This window comes from Streptomyces canus, assembly GCF_001514145.1.
Lineage (GTDB): Bacteria > Actinomycetota > Actinomycetes > Streptomycetales > Streptomycetaceae > Streptomyces > Streptomyces canus.
In genome coordinates this window covers 43,298-59,075 of sequence record NZ_KQ948680.1, presented here as the reverse complement: position 1 = coordinate 59,075, position 15,778 = coordinate 43,298, and the positions used below count along the sequence as shown (strand labels likewise).

General features: G+C 71.6%; 14 protein-coding genes. 6 read left to right on the top strand and 8 right to left on the bottom strand.

The features are described 5' to 3' along the window. The first annotated feature begins 19 nt into the window (after positions 1 to 19). The gene (locus AQJ46_RS46305) at positions 20 to 580 is read left to right on the top strand and encodes a TetR/AcrR family transcriptional regulator (protein ID WP_059211373.1); all 561 of its coding nucleotides are present in this window, start codon (positions 20 to 22) and stop codon (positions 578 to 580) included. A 72-nt stretch (positions 581 to 652) separates the two neighbouring features. Here AQJ46_RS46305 and AQJ46_RS46300 read toward each other — a convergent pair whose 3' ends face one another. From AQJ46_RS46300 to mce, 3 genes are all read right to left on the bottom strand, one after another. Then, entirely contained in the window at positions 653 to 1,588 is a 936-nt protein-coding gene (locus tag AQJ46_RS46300; protein WP_057612062.1) for a coiled-coil domain-containing protein, read from the bottom strand. A gap of 183 nt (positions 1,589 to 1,771) precedes the next feature. After that, on the bottom strand, positions 1,772 to 5,650 hold the full coding sequence (scy, locus tag AQJ46_RS46295; protein ID WP_059211372.1) for a polarized growth protein Scy: 3,879 nt from the start codon (positions 5,648 to 5,650) through the stop codon (positions 1,772 to 1,774). A gap of 232 nt (positions 5,651 to 5,882) precedes the next feature. After that, the gene (gene mce / locus AQJ46_RS46290) at positions 5,883 to 6,323 is read right to left on the bottom strand and encodes a methylmalonyl-CoA epimerase (RefSeq protein ID WP_059211371.1); all 441 of its coding nucleotides are present in this window, start codon (positions 6,321 to 6,323) and stop codon (positions 5,883 to 5,885) included. 148 nt (positions 6,324 to 6,471) lie between these two features. On the opposite strand from mce, the gene AQJ46_RS46285 reads away from it, so the two are divergent. The 3 genes from AQJ46_RS46285 (at position 6,472) to AQJ46_RS46275 (ending at position 10,043) form a co-directional block, all read left to right on the top strand. Beyond that, positions 6,472 to 7,674 carry an acetyl-CoA C-acetyltransferase gene (locus tag AQJ46_RS46285; RefSeq protein WP_057612060.1) on the top strand — a complete coding sequence of 401 codons (1,203 nt, stop codon included), beginning with the start codon at positions 6,472 to 6,474 and terminating at the stop codon, positions 7,672 to 7,674. A 50-nt stretch (positions 7,675 to 7,724) separates the two neighbouring features. Continuing rightward, positions 7,725 to 8,681 (top strand): methylmalonyl Co-A mutase-associated GTPase MeaB, encoded by a 957-nt coding sequence (gene meaB, locus AQJ46_RS46280; RefSeq protein ID WP_057612059.1) that lies wholly within the window; start codon positions 7,725 to 7,727, stop codon positions 8,679 to 8,681. A gap of 126 nt (positions 8,682 to 8,807) precedes the next feature. After that, complete coding sequence (locus AQJ46_RS46275) at positions 8,808 to 10,043, top strand: MFS transporter (RefSeq protein ID WP_079072770.1); 1,236 nt, start codon at positions 8,808 to 8,810, stop codon at positions 10,041 to 10,043. 8 nt (positions 10,044 to 10,051) lie between these two features. Here the strand turns inward: AQJ46_RS46275 and AQJ46_RS46270 are convergent, their stop codons facing one another. Further along, on the bottom strand, positions 10,052 to 10,681 hold the full coding sequence (locus AQJ46_RS46270; protein WP_059211370.1) for a PepSY domain-containing protein: 630 nt from the start codon (positions 10,679 to 10,681) through the stop codon (positions 10,052 to 10,054). A gap of 125 nt (positions 10,682 to 10,806) precedes the next feature. On the opposite strand from AQJ46_RS46270, the gene AQJ46_RS46265 reads away from it, so the two are divergent. Continuing rightward, positions 10,807 to 11,475: a response regulator transcription factor gene (locus AQJ46_RS46265; RefSeq protein WP_059211369.1), complete on the top strand. Its 669-nt coding sequence runs from the start codon at positions 10,807 to 10,809 to the stop codon at positions 11,473 to 11,475. Beyond that, complete coding sequence (locus tag AQJ46_RS46260; RefSeq protein ID WP_059211368.1) at positions 11,472 to 12,860, top strand: sensor histidine kinase; 1,389 nt, start codon at positions 11,472 to 11,474, stop codon at positions 12,858 to 12,860. The genes AQJ46_RS46265 and AQJ46_RS46260 overlap by 4 nt, the downstream gene beginning before the upstream one ends. Positions 12,861 to 12,873: 13 nt before the next feature. Here the strand turns inward: AQJ46_RS46260 and AQJ46_RS46255 are convergent, their stop codons facing one another. From AQJ46_RS46255 to AQJ46_RS46240, 4 genes are all read right to left on the bottom strand, one after another. Beyond that, positions 12,874 to 13,350, bottom strand: a complete 477-nt coding sequence (locus AQJ46_RS46255) for a MarR family winged helix-turn-helix transcriptional regulator (protein ID WP_057612054.1) — start codon at positions 13,348 to 13,350, stop codon at positions 12,874 to 12,876. A gap of 92 nt (positions 13,351 to 13,442) precedes the next feature. Continuing rightward, a complete protein-coding gene (locus AQJ46_RS46250; protein ID WP_059211367.1) occupies positions 13,443 to 14,240 on the bottom strand; it encodes an AIM24 family protein in 798 nt (265 codons plus the stop codon). Continuing rightward, positions 14,237 to 14,887 carry an AIM24 family protein gene (locus AQJ46_RS46245; protein WP_057612052.1) on the bottom strand — a complete coding sequence of 217 codons (651 nt, stop codon included), beginning with the start codon at positions 14,885 to 14,887 and terminating at the stop codon, positions 14,237 to 14,239. Before AQJ46_RS46245 ends, AQJ46_RS46250 begins: the two co-directional genes overlap by 4 nt. Position 14,888: 1 nt before the next feature. Continuing rightward, on the bottom strand, positions 14,889 to 15,521 hold the full coding sequence (locus AQJ46_RS46240; protein ID WP_057612253.1) for an AIM24 family protein: 633 nt from the start codon (positions 15,519 to 15,521) through the stop codon (positions 14,889 to 14,891). Between the last annotated feature and the right edge of the window lie 257 nt (positions 15,522 to 15,778).

The window sequence follows — 15,778 nt, the reverse complement described above, 5'->3', positions numbered from 1 at the left end:
TAAGCGGGAGGGTGTGCCGATGCCCGGCGAGACCACGCGGCGGCGCGGTGCCGCTCTGGAGGCCGATCTGCTGGACGCGGCCTGGGCCGAGTTGGAAGCGGTCGGCTACGCCCGCCTGACCATGGAGGGGGTCGCCGCACGGGCCCGAACCGGGAAACAGGTCCTCTACCGGCGCTGGAGCAACCGCGCCGAACTGGTCATCGCCGCGATGCGGCAGCGCACGGGGTCGATCGCCGACCGGGTGCCGGACACCGGGTCGTTGCGCGGGGACGTACTGGAGGTGCTGCGGGCCGGCGCCGGGCGGCAGCGGCAGATCGGTCCGGACACGCTCCACGGGCTGCTCGCCGAGGCCCGGGACGTCGACCCGTCATTCTTCGGCATCATGCGGGGGGTGTTGCGGACCGCCGTCGAGCGGGCGGCCGAGCGCGGCGAGATCCCGACGGCCGACCTCCCCCGACGAGTGCTGACGCTGCCGGCGGATCTCCTGCGGCACGAGATTCTGCTGAGCCGGGAACCGGTCACTGAAGACACCCTGGAAGAGATCGTCGACGACGTCTTCCTGCCCCTCGTGCACCGGTGACCCGAGGACACGCCAAAGGCCCGCACCTGTCGGGGGAGAAGGTGCGGGCCCTTGATGAGCTGTCAGGCGGTGTTACCGGGACTGCTGGGCCGGAACCCCACGGGAGATCGGCTCGTCGTCGGCCGGGCTGCCGGCGGCGGCCACCGCGGCACCCGTGAGCGTGGCGAGCATCTCGCGGACGTTCGTCAGCTGGGCGTTGATCGAGTCGCGACGGTTCGTCAGAGCCGCGAGCTCCCGCTCGGATTCCGAACGGATGCGGTCGGCCTTGGCGTTGGCGTCGGCCACGATGTCCTCGGCCTGGCGCTGCGCGGTCTCCACCGTCTGGCGGGCGCGACGCTCGGCGTCGGTGCGCAGCTTCTCGGCCTCCAGGCGCAGCTGCTCCGCGCGGTGCTCGATCTCCGCGAGACGCTTCTCCGCCTTCTGCTGACGCGAGGCCAGGTCGCGCTCGGACTGCTCGCGGCGCTTGGCGAGGTTCGTCTCGAAGTCGGCGGCGGCCTGCGCGGCCTTGGCGCGGGTCTCCTCGAAGAGGGCGTCCGCCTCCTCGCGCTTCTGCTGCGCGTCCTTCTGCGCCTCCTGACGGAGCTGAGAGGAATCGCTCTTGGCCTTCTCGACAATACGGACGCCCTCGTCCTCGGCCTTGGCCTTGCGCTCCGCAGCGAACGATTCTGCGTCGTTGCGGACCTGCTGGGCCGCCGACTCGGCGAGTTCTCGGTGCTGCTCGGCCGCGCGACGGGCCTCCTCGCGCAGGTCCTTGGCCTCCTCCTCGGCGAGGCGGAGGATCTTCTCGACACGCGCGCCGAGGCCGGCGTACGACGGCTCGGCGTCGGAGACCTGGGCCTGGGCGTTCTGCGTCTCGAGGTGGAGCTCCTCGATGCGCTTCTCCAGGGCGGTGATGCGGGAGAGAGCGCTGTCACGGTCGGAGACGAGCTTGGAGATCCGTTCGTCCACCTGAGCGCGGTCGTACCCACGCCGCACAAGCTCGAAGCCGTAGGGGGAAGTGTCGCTCATGGGGTTCCTGTCAAATGAGACCGGTGAGGTGATAGGGGGAATCCTAGGGGCCGAAGCGGTGTGTCATCGAGCGGATACGTGTTTGATCTGGAGAATGACACCCCTTTTGAGTGGCTAACCCTGGGACGGCTTGCCAAAAACTTGGTCAAAGGCCCCAGACGGCACCGGATTCCGACCAGTCGGTCAGCTGTCCGAGGGCTTACCCGAACGAGGGGCGCCGACCGCGGCTCCCGCCTTGACGCCGCCGTCCTTGCCCGCCGACGGGGCCTCGAAGGACTCCAATGCCTCCAGGACATCCTGGACACGGGAGATCTCGGTGTTGATGTCCTCGCGGCGGCGGACGAGGACCTCGAGCTCGCGCTTGCCCTCCTCGACCGTGCGCTTCGCCTCGCGGATCGCCTCGGCCTTGAGCTCCTCGGCCTCCCGGACCAGGGTGGCCTTCTTCTGCTCGGCCTCCTTGAGGAGCCCCTCGGCCTTCTTGACCGCGGCGATACGCACCTTGCCGGCCTCCGAATTGGCCTCCGAGACCAGCTCCTTGGCCTTCGCCTGGGCCTTGGCGAGCTGCTCCTCCGAGGCCTTGATGAGCGCGTCGCAGCGGTCGCCGGTCGACTTCATGGTCTCCGCGGCCTCACGGCGGGCCCGCTCGTGCAGCGCCTCGATCTCGCCCGTGATCCGGTCGCGCAGCTCCTCGGCGCGCTCCCTTATCGCGGTGGCGTCCCGGCGGGCACCGACGAGCAGTTCGTCCGCGTCCGTGCGGGCCTTCTCCACGCGCGCGTTGCCCTCGACCGTCGCCTCGGACACCAGCCGGTCGGCCTCCTTGCGGGCCGCGCCCACCATGGTGTCGGCCTGCGCCTCCGCGTCAGCGGTGGTCTTGAGCGACTGCTGCTGCGCCTCGCTGAGCAGCTTGTCCGCCTCGGCGGCGGTCTCCGTGATGAGCGTGTCGACCTGCTCGGCCGCCTCGGAACGCCGCTTGTTGGCGTCCTGGCGGGCCTCGTCGAGGGTGCGATCGGCCTCCGCGCGTGCGGAGTTGACCAGTTCCTCGGCCGCGGCCGCCGCGTCCGCCCTGACCCGCTCGGCCTCGCTGCGGATCCGCTCCGCGTGCTGCTGGGCCTGCCCGACCGTCGCGGCGGCCTCGGCACGCAGCCGCTCCGCGTCCCCGGACGCGTCCCCGATCAGCTGCTCGGCCTTGGCGACCGACTCGGCGCGCACCCGCTCGGCCTCGGCGACCGTCTCCGTGCGCAGCCGGTCGGTGTCGTTGATGGTCTCCTCGGTGAGCCGCTCCGCCTCGCTGCGCGCCTCGGTGATGAGGGTGTCGGCCTGCGTCGCCGCGTCCGAGCGGATGCGGTTGGCGTCCTCGCGGGCCTCGGCCCGGGTGCGGGAGGCGTCCTGCTCGGCCTGGGCGATGGCGTCCGAGGCCTCGGTGCGCGCCCGCTGGGCGTACTCGGTCGACTCCGACCTGAGCCGCTCCGCCTCCGCGATCGCCTCCGAAACGGTGCGCTCGGCAAGGGACTTGGCGGCGTCCGTCTCCGCGGTGGCCTCGCGCCGGATCCGGGCCGCGTCCTCGCTGGCCCGCTCCCGCTCGGAGTAGGCGTCCGAGCGGACCCGGTCGGCCTCCTCCTGAGCCTCGCGCCGGGTACGGTCGGCCACGTGCTCGGCGGCCGAGCGCAGTCCGGTGATCTCCTCCTGCGCCTGCTCGTGCAGCCCGGCGACCGAGTCCCGCACCTGCTGGGCGTGCTGCTCGGCGGCCGACACCATCTCGTTGGCTCGCCGGTCCGCCTCCTCGACCAGCCGTACGGCCTCGGCCTGGGCCTCCTCCACGCGGTTGCGCGCCGAGGCCAGCAGCTCCTCGCTCTGCTCGCGGGCCCGCTCACGCTCCTGGTCGGCCTCCTGGCGCGCCGAGCCGAGATACTCCTCGGCCTCCCGGCGGCGCCGGTTGGCCTCCTCCTGGGCGGCGGCCAGTGTCTCGGACGCCTCGGTGGCGAGCCGCTCCGCCGCGGCCTGCGCCTCCGCCCGGACCCGGTCCGCGGTGTCCTGCGCCTCGGACTTGAGCCGCTCCGCCTCCGCGGCGGCCTCGGAACGCAGCCGTACGGCGACGGCCTCGCCCTCGGCCCGGGAGGCGGACGCGTCGGACGCGGCCTCGGTGCGCAGCCGGTCGGCCTCCGCCTCGGCCTGCTGGTGCAGGGTGCGGATCCGCTCGGCGGCCTCGCCGCGCAGCCGGTCGGTCTCCTCGGCGGCCTCGCGGCGGATCCGCGCGGCCTCCTCACGGGCCTCCGTGAGGGCCCGCTCGGCGGCGGCGAGACGCTCCTCGGCCTCGGCGTGCAGCCGGGTCAGTTCGTCTGCGGCCTCGGCACGACGGGCCTCTATGGCCCGCTCGGTCTCCTCGTGCAGCTCGCGCGCGGCGCGCTCGGCGTCGGCCTTGATCTCCTCGGACTGCTCGACGGCCTCCTCGCGGTGCCGATCGGCCTCCTGACGGGTCCGCTGGAGGGTCTCCTCCGCCTGCCGGCGCAGCGTGGTGGCGCGCTCGATGGCCTCGGTGCGGACCTTCTCGCTGTCCGTGGTGGCGGTCTGGCGCAGCTCGTCGGCGTCCGCCTTCGCCTTGGAGAGCAGCTCCTCGGCGGTCTTGGCCGCCTCCTCGATCTGCTGGACGGCCTCCTTGCGGGCCTCCGCGCGGATCTTCTCGCCCTCGCCGACCGCGTCGGCGCGCAGCTGCTCGGCCTCGCCGCGCAGCCGGCGGGCCTCCTCCTGCAGCTCGACCGTCTTGGCGCGGTACTCCTTGGTGTCGTCCTTCGCCGTGCCCTTGAGCTGCTCGGCGATGTCGTGCGCCTCGGCGCGCAGCCGGTCCGCCTCGGTCTCCGCCTCGCGACGGATCCGCTCGGCCTCCTCGGCGGCGGCCCTGGTGGTCCGCTGCGCGTCCTCCTGCGCCTTGTTGAGGACGTCCTCGGCGGTCTTGGCCGCCTTCGACAGCTGGGTCGCGCTCTCCTCGGCGGTGAGCGTGCGGGCCTTCTCGGCGGCCTCGGTGACGATCTTCTCGGCCTCGGCGCGGGCGTCCGCGACGATCTGCTCGGCGGCCTCCTTGGTCGCCTCGGCCTCCTGGCTGGCCTCGGTGACCAGCCGGGCGACCTGCTCCTTGGCCGTGCGGGTGCGCTGTTCGTTGGCCGACTCCGCGCTCGCGAGCGTCTTCTCGGCGGCCGACTTCGCCTCGGTGAGCACCTTCTCGGCCTCGGCCTGCGCCTTGCGCAGCGCCTCCTCGGCCTCCGTCATCCGCTGTTCGGCGGCCCGGCTGAGCTCGGTGGCCTGGCGGCGGGCGCTGTCCGACTCGGTCGCCGTGGACGTACGCAGCTGCTCGGCGTGGTCGGTGGCCTCCTGGGCCTGCGTGGAGGCGGTGTCGAGCAGGCGCTCGGCGTCCGCGCGGGCGCGGCGCAGCAGCTGTTCGGCCTCCGCGCGGGCGGTCTCGGCCTCGCTCTGCAGACGCTGGCGGGCCTCGGAGGTGACCCGCTCGGCCTCGGCACGGGCGGCCGCCATGGCCTGCTCGGCCTCGGCACGGGACTCCTCCAGGAGCCGTCGGGCCTGCGACTCGCTGCGGGCGCGCAGCTGCTCGGCCCACGCCACGTTCTCGTTGACGTGCGACTCGACGGTCTGCCGGCGCTCGGCCAGCTCCTGGTCGAGCTGCTGACGTCGGGTGACGGCCTCCTGGTGCAGCTCCGCTTGCAGACGCGCGGCCTGTTCGGCGTGCTCCTGGAGGATGCGCTGGGTCTGGGCGCGGACCTGGCTCAGTTCGCGCTCGGCGTCCTGGCGCAACTGGTCGGCCTGGATCTGGGCGTTGCGCAGCAACTGTTCGGCCTGGTAGCCGATGTCCCCGCCGCCGAATTCGGGCCGGGACATGAGGGTGCGCCGCGCCTCGTGCAACTTGGCGCGCAGCACCTCGACCTGGTAGCCGAGGTCCTCGGCGTGCTGGATCGCCTTTTCCCGCTCGGTCTTCAGCCGCTCCATCTCGGCCTCGAACCGAGAGAGGTGGTCGACGTCAGCCGCCGGCTCTCGCTCCTGGCGTTCGTAGCCCCGCACTGCGCGGTCCCATCCGTCCCCTGGTCGCAAGTCTCTCCTGACGAGCCCTGTCCATCCGCCGAACGGGGCCCCCGGGGAATGGTGTCAGATCAACGGCGGAGCATGGGCTGCTGCCCGCCGCTCGCCCCCCGAAACCCGGACCCCGGCTCGGTTCTGCCGCCATGGGCAGGACCCGGTCGCCCTGGTAAGAGCGGCGACCGCCCCCAACCCTACCGGCCCATATGTACGAGGGTCAGTGCTCAGGTGACTCAACAGGCACCGAAGTGACCAGTTCTGTCAGTACGCCGTGGCAATCCTTTGGGTGCAGGAAGGTGATCCGTGACCCCATGGAGCCGCGTCGCGGCTCCTCGTACAGGACGCGTACGCCCTTGTCCTTGATGTCCGCGGCCTCCGTGTCCACGTCCGCCGTACCGAAAGCGATGTGGTGGACGCCCTCGCCGTTCTTGTCCAGCCACTTGGCGACGGTCGAGTCGGGGCGGGTCGGCTCCAGAAGCTGCAGGTAGGAGGCGCCGCCGTCGGAGGTTTCGTTGATCTTGAGCATGGCCTCGCGCACGCCCTGCTCCTCGTTGACCTCGGAGTGGAACACCTCGAAGCCGTAGGTGGCCCGGTAGAACTCGACGGTCTTGTCGAGGTCGAAGCAGGCGATCCCGATGTGGTCGATTCGCGTCAGCATGTTGTCAGTGCAGCGCTCCCGGGATGGTTACGCAACGTGCGCGCGATCACACCGACGGGGCGATGACGGCACGGAGTGCCACTCAGTACATTTTAAGTAAACCCTCGTTCACTCCTCGGCAGTGCAGCCGGTAAGGGGATCGCAGCTCATGTCTGGATCGAACAGCACGACCTCGGTGATCGTCGCGGGCGCCCGTACGCCCATGGGGCGGTTGCTGGGCTCGCTGAAGTCCTTCTCCGGAGCCGACCTCGGCGGCTTCGCGATCAAGGCCGCCCTCGACCGTGCGGGGATCGGCGGCGACCAGGTGCAGTACGTCATCATGGGCCAGGTCCTCCAGGCCGGCGCCGGTCAGATCCCGGCCCGCCAGGCCGCGGTCAAGGCCGGCATCCCGATGAACGTCCCGGCGCTGACCATCAACAAGGTGTGTCTCTCGGGCCTCGACGCGATCGCGCTGGCCGACCAGCTGATCCGCGCCGGCGAGTTCGACGTCGTCGTCGCGGGCGGCCAGGAGTCCATGACCAACGCCCCCCACCTGCTCCCGAAGTCCCGCGAGGGCTTCAAGTACGGCGCGATCGAGATGCTCGACGCGATGGCCCACGACGGCCTGACCGACCCCTGGGAGAACATCCCCATGGGCCAGTCGACCGAGACGCACAACACCCGCCTCGGCATCCGGCGCCCCGAGCAGGACGAGATCGCCGCCCTGTCCCACCAGCGGGCCGCCGCCGCACAGAAGAACGGCATCTTCGAGGCCGAGATCACCCCGGTCGAGATCCCGCAGCGCAAGGGCGAGCCGGTCGTCTTCAGCAAGGACGAGGGCATCCGCGCCGACACCACGGCCGAGTCCCTGGGCAAGCTGCGCCCCGCGTTCACCAAGGACGGCACCATCACCGCCGGAACCTCCTCGCAGATCTCGGACGGTGCGGCGGCCGTGGTCGTGATGAGCAAGGCCAAGGCGCAGGAGCTCGGCCTCGAGTGGATCGCCGAGATCGGCGCCCACGGCAATGTGGCCGGCCCGGACAACTCCCTGCAGTCCCAGCCGTCCAACGCGATCCTGCACGCCCTCAAGAAGGAGGGCCTGGAGGTCTCCGACCTCGACCTGATCGAGATCAACGAGGCGTTCGCGGCCGTCGCGGTCCAGTCGATGAAGGACCTCGGCGTATCCACCGAAAAGGTGAACGTGAACGGCGGCGCCATCGCCCTCGGCCACCCCATCGGCATGTCCGGCGCCCGGCTCGTCCTGCACCTCGCCCTGGAGCTCAAGCGGCGTGGCGGCGGTGTCGGCGCGGCCGCGCTGTGCGGTGGCGGCGGTCAGGGTGACGCGCTCGTCGTGCGGGTACCCAAGGCCTGAGTCCCCGTACGTTTCCGGGCGAAGCGCGTTTTCAGGCGAACGGAGCTGTGATGCAGGACGTCTCCACCCTGGTGGCCCAGGCCAGGGAGGGCCGCCCACGGGCCGTGGCCCGGCTGATCTCCCTCGTGGAGGGAGCGTCCCCGCAGCTCAGGGAGGTCATGGCGACGCTCGCCCCGCTCACGGGCAACGCGTACGTGGTGGGCCTGACGGGCTCGCCGGGGGTGGGTAAGTCGACGTCCACCTCGGCTCTCGTGACCGCCTACCGCAAGCAGGGCAGGCGGGTCGGCGTCCTGGCCGTCGACCCGTCCTCGCCGTTCTCCGGCGGTGCCCTGCTCGGCGACCGGGTGCGCATGTCGGAGCACGCCTCCGACCCCGGCGTCTACATCCGCTCCATGGCGACCCGCGGCCACCTCGGCGGGCTCGCCTGGGCCGCCCCGCAGGCCATCCGGGTCCTGGACGCGGCCGGCTGCGACGTGATCCTCGTCGAGACGGTCGGCGTCGGCCAGTCCGAGGTGGAGATCGCCGCCCAGGCGGACACGTCCGTGGTGCTGCTGGCCCCCGGGATGGGCGACGGCATCCAGGCCGCCAAGGCCGGAATCCTGGAGATCGGCGACGTGTACGTCGTCAACAAGGCCGACCGTGACGGCGCCGACGCGACCGCCCGCGAGCTCAACCACATGCTGGGCCTGGGCGAGTCCCGCGGCCCCGGCGACTGGCGCCCGCCGATCGTCAAGACGGTCGCCGCCCGCGCCGAGGGCATCGACGAGGTCGTGGAAGCCCTGGAGAAGCACCGCGCCTGGATGGAGGAGCGCGGCGTCCTCGCCGAGCGCCGCCGCACCCGCGCCGCCCACGAGGTCGAGACCATCGCCGTCACCGCCCTGCGCGAACGCATCGGCGACCTCAGGGGCGACCGGCGCCTGGACGCGCTCGCGGAGCGGATCGTCGCCGGTGAACTGGACCCCTACCGCGCGGCGGACGAACTGGTCGAAGGCCTGACCCGGGGCTGAGCCCCTGATACGTTGACCGTCATGTTCCTCTCATTGGCGTAGGGCCGCACCGGGCCACGGTTGAAGCACACCCGCTCCCGTGGCTCCTCGGTGTCCCCTCCCACGCCTCCTTCGAGGAACTCACCCATGTCTGCCTCCTATGCGCGGGTGCTGCGCATTCCGCATGCCCGCCGTACCTTCGCCACCGCCCTGCTCGGCAGGCTGTCGTACGGCGTCGTCCCGCTGTCCGTGATGCTCGCCGTGACCCGCGCCTCGGGCTCGTACGCGGTGGCGGGTGCCGTGATGGCGCTCTTCGGTGCCACCGTCGTCTTCCTGGCGCCCGCGCGGGCCGCCCTGATCGACCGCTTCGGGCCGCCGCGGGCGCTCGTCCCCCTGCTCTCGGCCTACGTCCTGCTGCTCGCCCTGCTCACCGCGGCCGTCTGGCGCCCCGGCGCACCCCCCGTCCTCCTCGGCACCCTCACCGCCCTCGCGGGAGCCTGCGTCCCGCCGCTCGGACCGACCATGCGGGCCGTGTGGGCACGGCTCGCCCAGGACGACAAGGCGCTGCTCCAGCGGGCGTACAGCCTCGACGGGGTGGCCGAGGAACTGCTCTTCGTCTCGGGCCCGCTGCTGGTGGGCGTCCTCGTCGGGGCCGCCGCGCCGGCCGTCGGGATCGTCGTCGGCGCCGCCCTGATGGTCGCGGGGACGGCCGGCTTCATACGGTCGCCCGCGGTACGGGCCGTGCGACCCGCGGGTTCTTCTCCTCGACGGGACAGCGGCGGCCGGCGCGTACTGCGCCGGGTCGGCCGTCCCGTCGTGGCCGCAGCGGCCGTGGGTCTCGCGCTCGGTGTGCTCGACCTGCTCGTCGTCGTGTTCGCCGAGCGGCATCATCACGGAGGTGCGAGCGTGGCCTGGGTACTCGCCGCGCTGTCGGCCGGAAGCGCGGTCGGCGGGATGCTCAACGGCGCGGTGAACTGGCGCACGCCCGCCCGGACCCGGCTGGCGCTGCTGACGGCCTGTCTGGGCCTCGCGCTCGTCGGCGCCGGGCTCGCACCGGGCCTCGGCACCCTCGCCCTGGTCATGGCCGGCGCCGGGTTCTTCGTGTCGCCGACCCTGACCACCGCGTATCTCATCGCCGACGCGGCGGTCGCCCCCGAGTCCCGCACGCAGGCCGGCGCGTGGGTCAACACGGCCGTCAACGCGGGGAGTACGGGCGGAACGGCCGTGGCGGGAGCCCTGGCGGGACAACTGCCGGTGACCGTGTGTTTCGCGCTGACGGGCGGGGTGGTCGCCGTGACGGCGGTGCTGGTCATGACGAAGGGCGCCCGGGGGAGGGGCGCCCTTCGCAGCGGTACGGATCGGGAGGCCACGCCTGTCGCGTGACGGCCGGGTCAGGCGTCGTCGCCGTCGTCGTCCCGGTCCTGGGTGACCTTGCCCGTGTCGAGGGCGATGTTCCACTCGCCGTGCCCGGTGCCCTTCACGGTCTCCGCCGACCAGGCCACGGTGCCATTGTCGTCGTCGATGCCGACCTCGGTCACGGTGCCCTTGTGCGCGGCGGCCAGCGCGGCCTCACGGGCGTCCGTCTTCGCGCCCTTCACCGCGGCGAGTTCGGCACGGTCGTCGCCGTCCTGGTCGTCGTCGGTGTCACGCTGGGCGCCGAGGACCTTGCCGGAGTCGGGGGCGATCCGTACGTCGTACTCGGTGCCGTCGCCCTTGACGACGCTCACCTTCCACGCGTCGGCGCCGTCGTCGTCCAGGTCGGCCGAGACGGCGGTGCCCGGCGTGTGCTTCAGGGCGGCCGCGATCGCCTCGGCGGCGGTGACGTCGGCGCCACGGACCGCCGTACGGTCCTCGGTGGCGTCGTCGTCTGCGTCGTCGCGGTCCGTGGCCGCCTGGGCGCTCGTGTTGGTCTGGCGCTGCGTCGCCGTCGCCTCGTCGTCGCCCGCGGCGAAGGCCGCGACGGTGCCGCCGGTTGCCAGCGCGGCGGCGGTGAGGGTGGCGATGACGATGTTGCGCTTCATGAGGATTCCTCCAGAGCCGTTCTGCTTCGTTCGCTTTCGACGACAACCACGCTGCCGGAGGGGAGCTGAACGTGACCTGAAGCCCCCTGAAGGCGCCTTCAGGTTCGCTTTGCCACCCTGTACGCATGCGCCTGCTGATCGTCGAGGACGAACGCCGCCTAGCCCTGTCCCTCGCCAAGGGCCTCACCGCCGAGGGCTACGCCGTCGATGTCGTCCACGACGGCCGGGAGGGGCTGCACCGGGCCACCGAGGGGTCGTACGACCTGGTGATCCTCGACATCATGCTGCCCGGCCTCAACGGCTACCGGGTCTGCGCCGCCCTACGGGCCGCGGGCCACGAGGTGCCGATCCTGATGCTCACCGCCAAGGACGGCGAGTACGACGAGGCCGAGGGCCTGGACACCGGCGCCGACGACTATCTGACCAAGCCCTTCTCCTATGTCGTCCTGGTCGCCCGGATCAAGGCGCTGCTGCGTCGACGCGGGCAGGGCGCCGGGGCGTCGCCGGTGCTCGAACTCGGTGGGCTGAGGATCGACACCGCCGCCCGCCGGGTCTTCCTCGACGACGACGAGGTCACCCTCACCGCCAAGGAGTTCTCGGTCCTGGAACAACTCGCGGTGCGGGCCGGCGAGGTGGTCTCCAAGGCGCAGATCCTGGAGCACGTCTGGGACTTCGCGTACGACGGCGACCCCAACATCGTCGAGGTCTACGTCAGCACCTTGCGCCGCAAGCTGGACGCGGGCCTCATCCACACGGTCCGCGGTGCCGGGTACCGGCTGGAGTCCGCGAGATGAGGCGCCTGTTCGGCTCGGTCCGGGCCCGGGCCACGCTGGCCGCGACCGCGGTGGTGGCAGTGGCCCTGGTCGCCGCGGGCGCCGTCGTCCTGCTGTCGCTGCGCAGCAACCTCGCGGGCCAGGCGGACACGGCCGCCGACAGCGCCGCCCGCAACGTGGCGACGCAGATCGCGCAGGGCGTGCCGTACCGGGAGCTCGACCTGGACGGGGACCATCCGGTCCAGGTGGTCGACCGGGACGGGCGGGTGCTCGCGGTGAGCGAGGACCTGGAGGCGATCAGCGGCACCGGCGCCCCCGACGTCACTCCCGTTTCGAGCCCCGACGCGGGGCGGGACGACGACGAGGACGACCCCGAGGTCGGTGAGGTCGGTGAGATCACCTGGCATGGGCAGGGCCGGGCCACCGTGGACGGCGAGAGCGTCGCGTACCGGTTCGCCCAGGTCGAGGTCACGGACCGGAGTGACCGAACGGTCCGGGTGTACGCCGGCGCCTCGCTCCAGGCCCAGCAGGACGCCGTGCACACCGCCGCCACGGTCATGCTCATCGGCCTGCCCGTGCTCCTCGCGGTGGTCGCCTGGGTGACCTGGGCGGTCACTCGTCGCGCCCTTCGTCCGGTCGAGGCCATCCGCCAGGAAATGGCCGCGATCACCGCCTCCGAGGACCTCGCCCGCCGCGTCCCGGTGCCGGACACCCACGACGAGGTGGCCCGACTCGCCCGCACCACCAACGAGACGCTGGCCGCGCTGGAGACCTCCGTCGAGCGCCAGCGCCGGTTCGTCGCCGACGCCTCGCACGAACTGCGCAGCCCGATCGCCTCGCTGCGCACCCAGCTCGAAGTGGCCGCCGCGCATCCCGAGTTGCTGGACCTGGACGGGGCGGTCGAGGACACCGTACGGCTGCAGCACCTCGCGGCGGACCTGCTGTTGCTGGCTCGCCTGGACGCGGGGGAGCGGGGCGCCGGCGCGCGGGTCGCGCTGGCGGCGCTGGCCCGGGAGCGGGCCGCCGGGCGGGCCGGGGTGACGGTGCGGGCGGACGCCGTGGAAGTGACGGGGTCCCGGGGGCAGTTGGAGCGCGTGCTCGACAACCTGCTGGACAACGCGGGACGGCACGCGCGGTCGGCGGTCGTGGTGACGGTACGACGGGACGGTGACCGGGATGCCGTGGTCGAGGTCGGCGACGACGGGGACGGGGTGCCGGCCGGGGACCGGGAGCGGATCTTCGAGCGGTTCGTGCGGCTGGACGAGGCGCGGGCGCGGGACGACGGCGGCGCCGGGCTCGGACTCGCCATCGCCCGTGACGTCGCCACTCGGCATGGTGGGACGCTGACGGTGCGGGACGCGCCGACAGGCGGAGCTCTGTTCGAACTCCGCCTGCCGATCGCCTGATCGGGCCCCGGTGTCAGGGGCGCCCTCGCTGCCCCCGCAAGTGCTCCGCGATCGGCTTGAGGGCCTTGTCCAGTTCGGTCAGGGACTCAGCCGGCACGAGGTCGATGAAGTGCCTCCGCACAGACGCCACATGATGGGGCGCGACCTTCTTCATCGTCTCCATGCCGTGCTCGGTCAGGACCGCGTACAGGCCGCGGCGGTCGGACTCGCAGTTCTCGCGCCGGACCAGGTCCGCGTTCTCCATGCGGGTGATCTGGTGCGAGAGCCGGCTCTTGGACTGGAGGGTGGCGGAGGCGAGGTCGCTCATCCGCATCCGTACGCCCTCCGACTCGGAGAGATTGACCAGGATCTCGTAGTCGTTCATCGTCAGGCCGAACGGCTGAAGGTCCCTCTCGAGCTGATACGTCAACAGCCTGTTGACCTCCAGGTGGGTGCGCCAGGCGCACTGCTCCGCATCGGTCAGCCAGCGCGTGGCCGTCTCGGTCTCCATGAATGAAGTCTACCTAAGAAGTTGAAAGGCGAACTAATGAGGGTGGTGTGACTGTGCGCACGCGTTCGATGTCACACTCCGCAGACTACCGCTCACAGCCCGAAGCGACGCTGGAGGTCCCCCAGCTGTCCGGGAAGGCGCGGTGCCCCCGGCTGCTGTGGATGCCCTGTGGGTGCCCCGTGTCCGCCGGGTACTCCGGCCTGCTGCGGAGTCGCTCCGACGGCCTGTTCGGCCATCAGGACCTCCGTCGACTGGAGCAGTACGGTGCCGGCCCCCACGAACTCGAACTGGTGCTCTTCCCCAGAGGCCCCGCCGAGGCCCGTCATCGCACGTAGACCGCCCATCAGACCCGTCATGTAGCCGTGGTCGTAGTGGTGGCACGGCGAGGGGCAGTCGGCCCAGCCCACAAGCGCTTGCGGGTCCACCCGGATCGGGGGCTCCATGAACACCACCGGGCCGTTGGAGGCGGCCACGAACTTTCCGGTTCCGATGAGCGTCAGGAAGCCCGGCACGATCGACTGCTTCAACGCGAGACTTGGCTGAAAAGCGAGCAGGTTGCCCGAGCGAATGGTCAGGTTGCCGTCCTCGAGGTCGTAGGAGTTCACGTCGAAGGCCCGGTCGGCGAGGAGCATCTTGCCCGAGCCCTGCGCCACGACCCAGTCGCTTGCGTGCAGAGGCGAATGGAAGGACGTACGGATGAGACCGTCGAGGCGGCCGTGTCCGATGCCGTTGAAATCCATCTGACCGTAGTAGGCGATCATCTTCCCCTTCTGCAGGAACCACTGGCTCCCTTTGAGCTCCACGCAGAAGGTGTAGTTGTTGACGTTGTCGTCCGAAGGCAGCGTCATGGGGTCGTGCACGGTGGGGCCCGCGCCCGGGTAGTGGCTCACAGCTTCTCCTCCGAGGCCTGGACGTACACCACGCCGTTCCCGCTGAGCTCCAGTTGGAAGGCCTCGCCGGAGCCGCGGCCCACCATGTCGCGCCAGCCGAGCGCCGTCGACAGCTTGTTGCGGACGTCGCCGTGATGGGCGACGTAGGCCTGCGGGTCGACGTGGACCGGGCGCTGCGGGGTGACGGGGACCTCGAAGACCCCGCCGTGGGCCATGACGGCCACCGAGCCGTGTCCCTTGAGCGTGGTGGTGAAGAGGCCCTGGCCGCTGATCTGGCCGCGCACCATGCCCATGACGCCGCCCTGCGAGCCCATGAACATGGTGCCCTGCTGCAGGGTGCCCTCGAAGGCGAGCAGGCGGTCCGCCTCGACGTACAGGGTGTCGCCGGTGAGGTTGATGATCTGGACGTGGTGGCCACCGTGCCCGAACAGGACGGTGCCGCTGCCCTCGACGGTCATCAGGGGCGTGTCCTCGTTGGCCACGCGGCGGCCGATCATCGACATGACGCCGCCCTGGCCGCCCTGGAGGTTCGGGGTGAAGGACACCTCGCCCCGGTACGCCAGCATCGCGCCGCGCTGGCTGAACAACCGCTGGCCCGGCAGGACGGTCGCCTCGACCATCTTGGAGTTGATCTCGCTGAAGGGCATGTCACACATCCCCCGCGATCGTGTTCCGCTCGCTGGGCTGGACGTACACCAGGCCGTCGCCCTCGAAGCGGATCTGGAAGGCCTCGCCGCCACCCTCGCCCATGAATGTGCGGAACGTCACACCGGACTGGAAGGACTGGCTGAGGTTGCCCTGGTGGGCGATGTAGGCGCCGGGGTCGACGGTCAGCGGGTACTGGCGGCTGACCCGCAGGACGACCGCCGGGCCGTCCGACATGATCGCGGCCTGGCCGTGGCCCTCGACCGTGGTCGTGAACAGGCCGTTGCCCTGTGAGGCGCCGCGCAGGCCGGTGAAGCTGGTGCCGGTCCGGAGTCCGGCGTCGGTCGCGAGCAGGTTGCTCGACTCCACGTACAGCTTGTCCCCCTGGAGGCCGACGAGGTTGATCTCCGAGGCCCGGTCCGCGAACCAGCACGTCCCGTGCCCCGACACCTCCATCACGGTCATCTGCTCGCCGGTGATCCGCCGGGTCACCATCCCCCGGATCCCCTCACCACCGCCGCTCATCTTCTTGAACGTCATCTGCCCGTCGTACGCGACCATCGAGCCGTTCTTCGCCTTCACGGCGTCCCCGGTCATGTCGACGGCGAGCACCTTGCTGCCTTGAAGTCGGAACATCGCCACGGAGTGAAGGTAGCGGGCGCAGGGCCCTGCCAACAGGTCCTGCGGGTGGAGCCGCACCCTGAGTGGTCCCTTAGGGTGCGGGGTGCCTGCGGCGGCCTGTGCGGGTTCGGGTGGGGTGGGGGCGGGCGTTGTGCGCAGTTCCCCGCGCCCCTGAGTGCCTGCGGCGGCCCGTTTCGGCTTCGGTGGGGGTGCGTGTAGCGCGTGCGGGTGTGTTGTGGGTCGGGGCCGGGGTGGGGGGTGTCCGTCCTCGG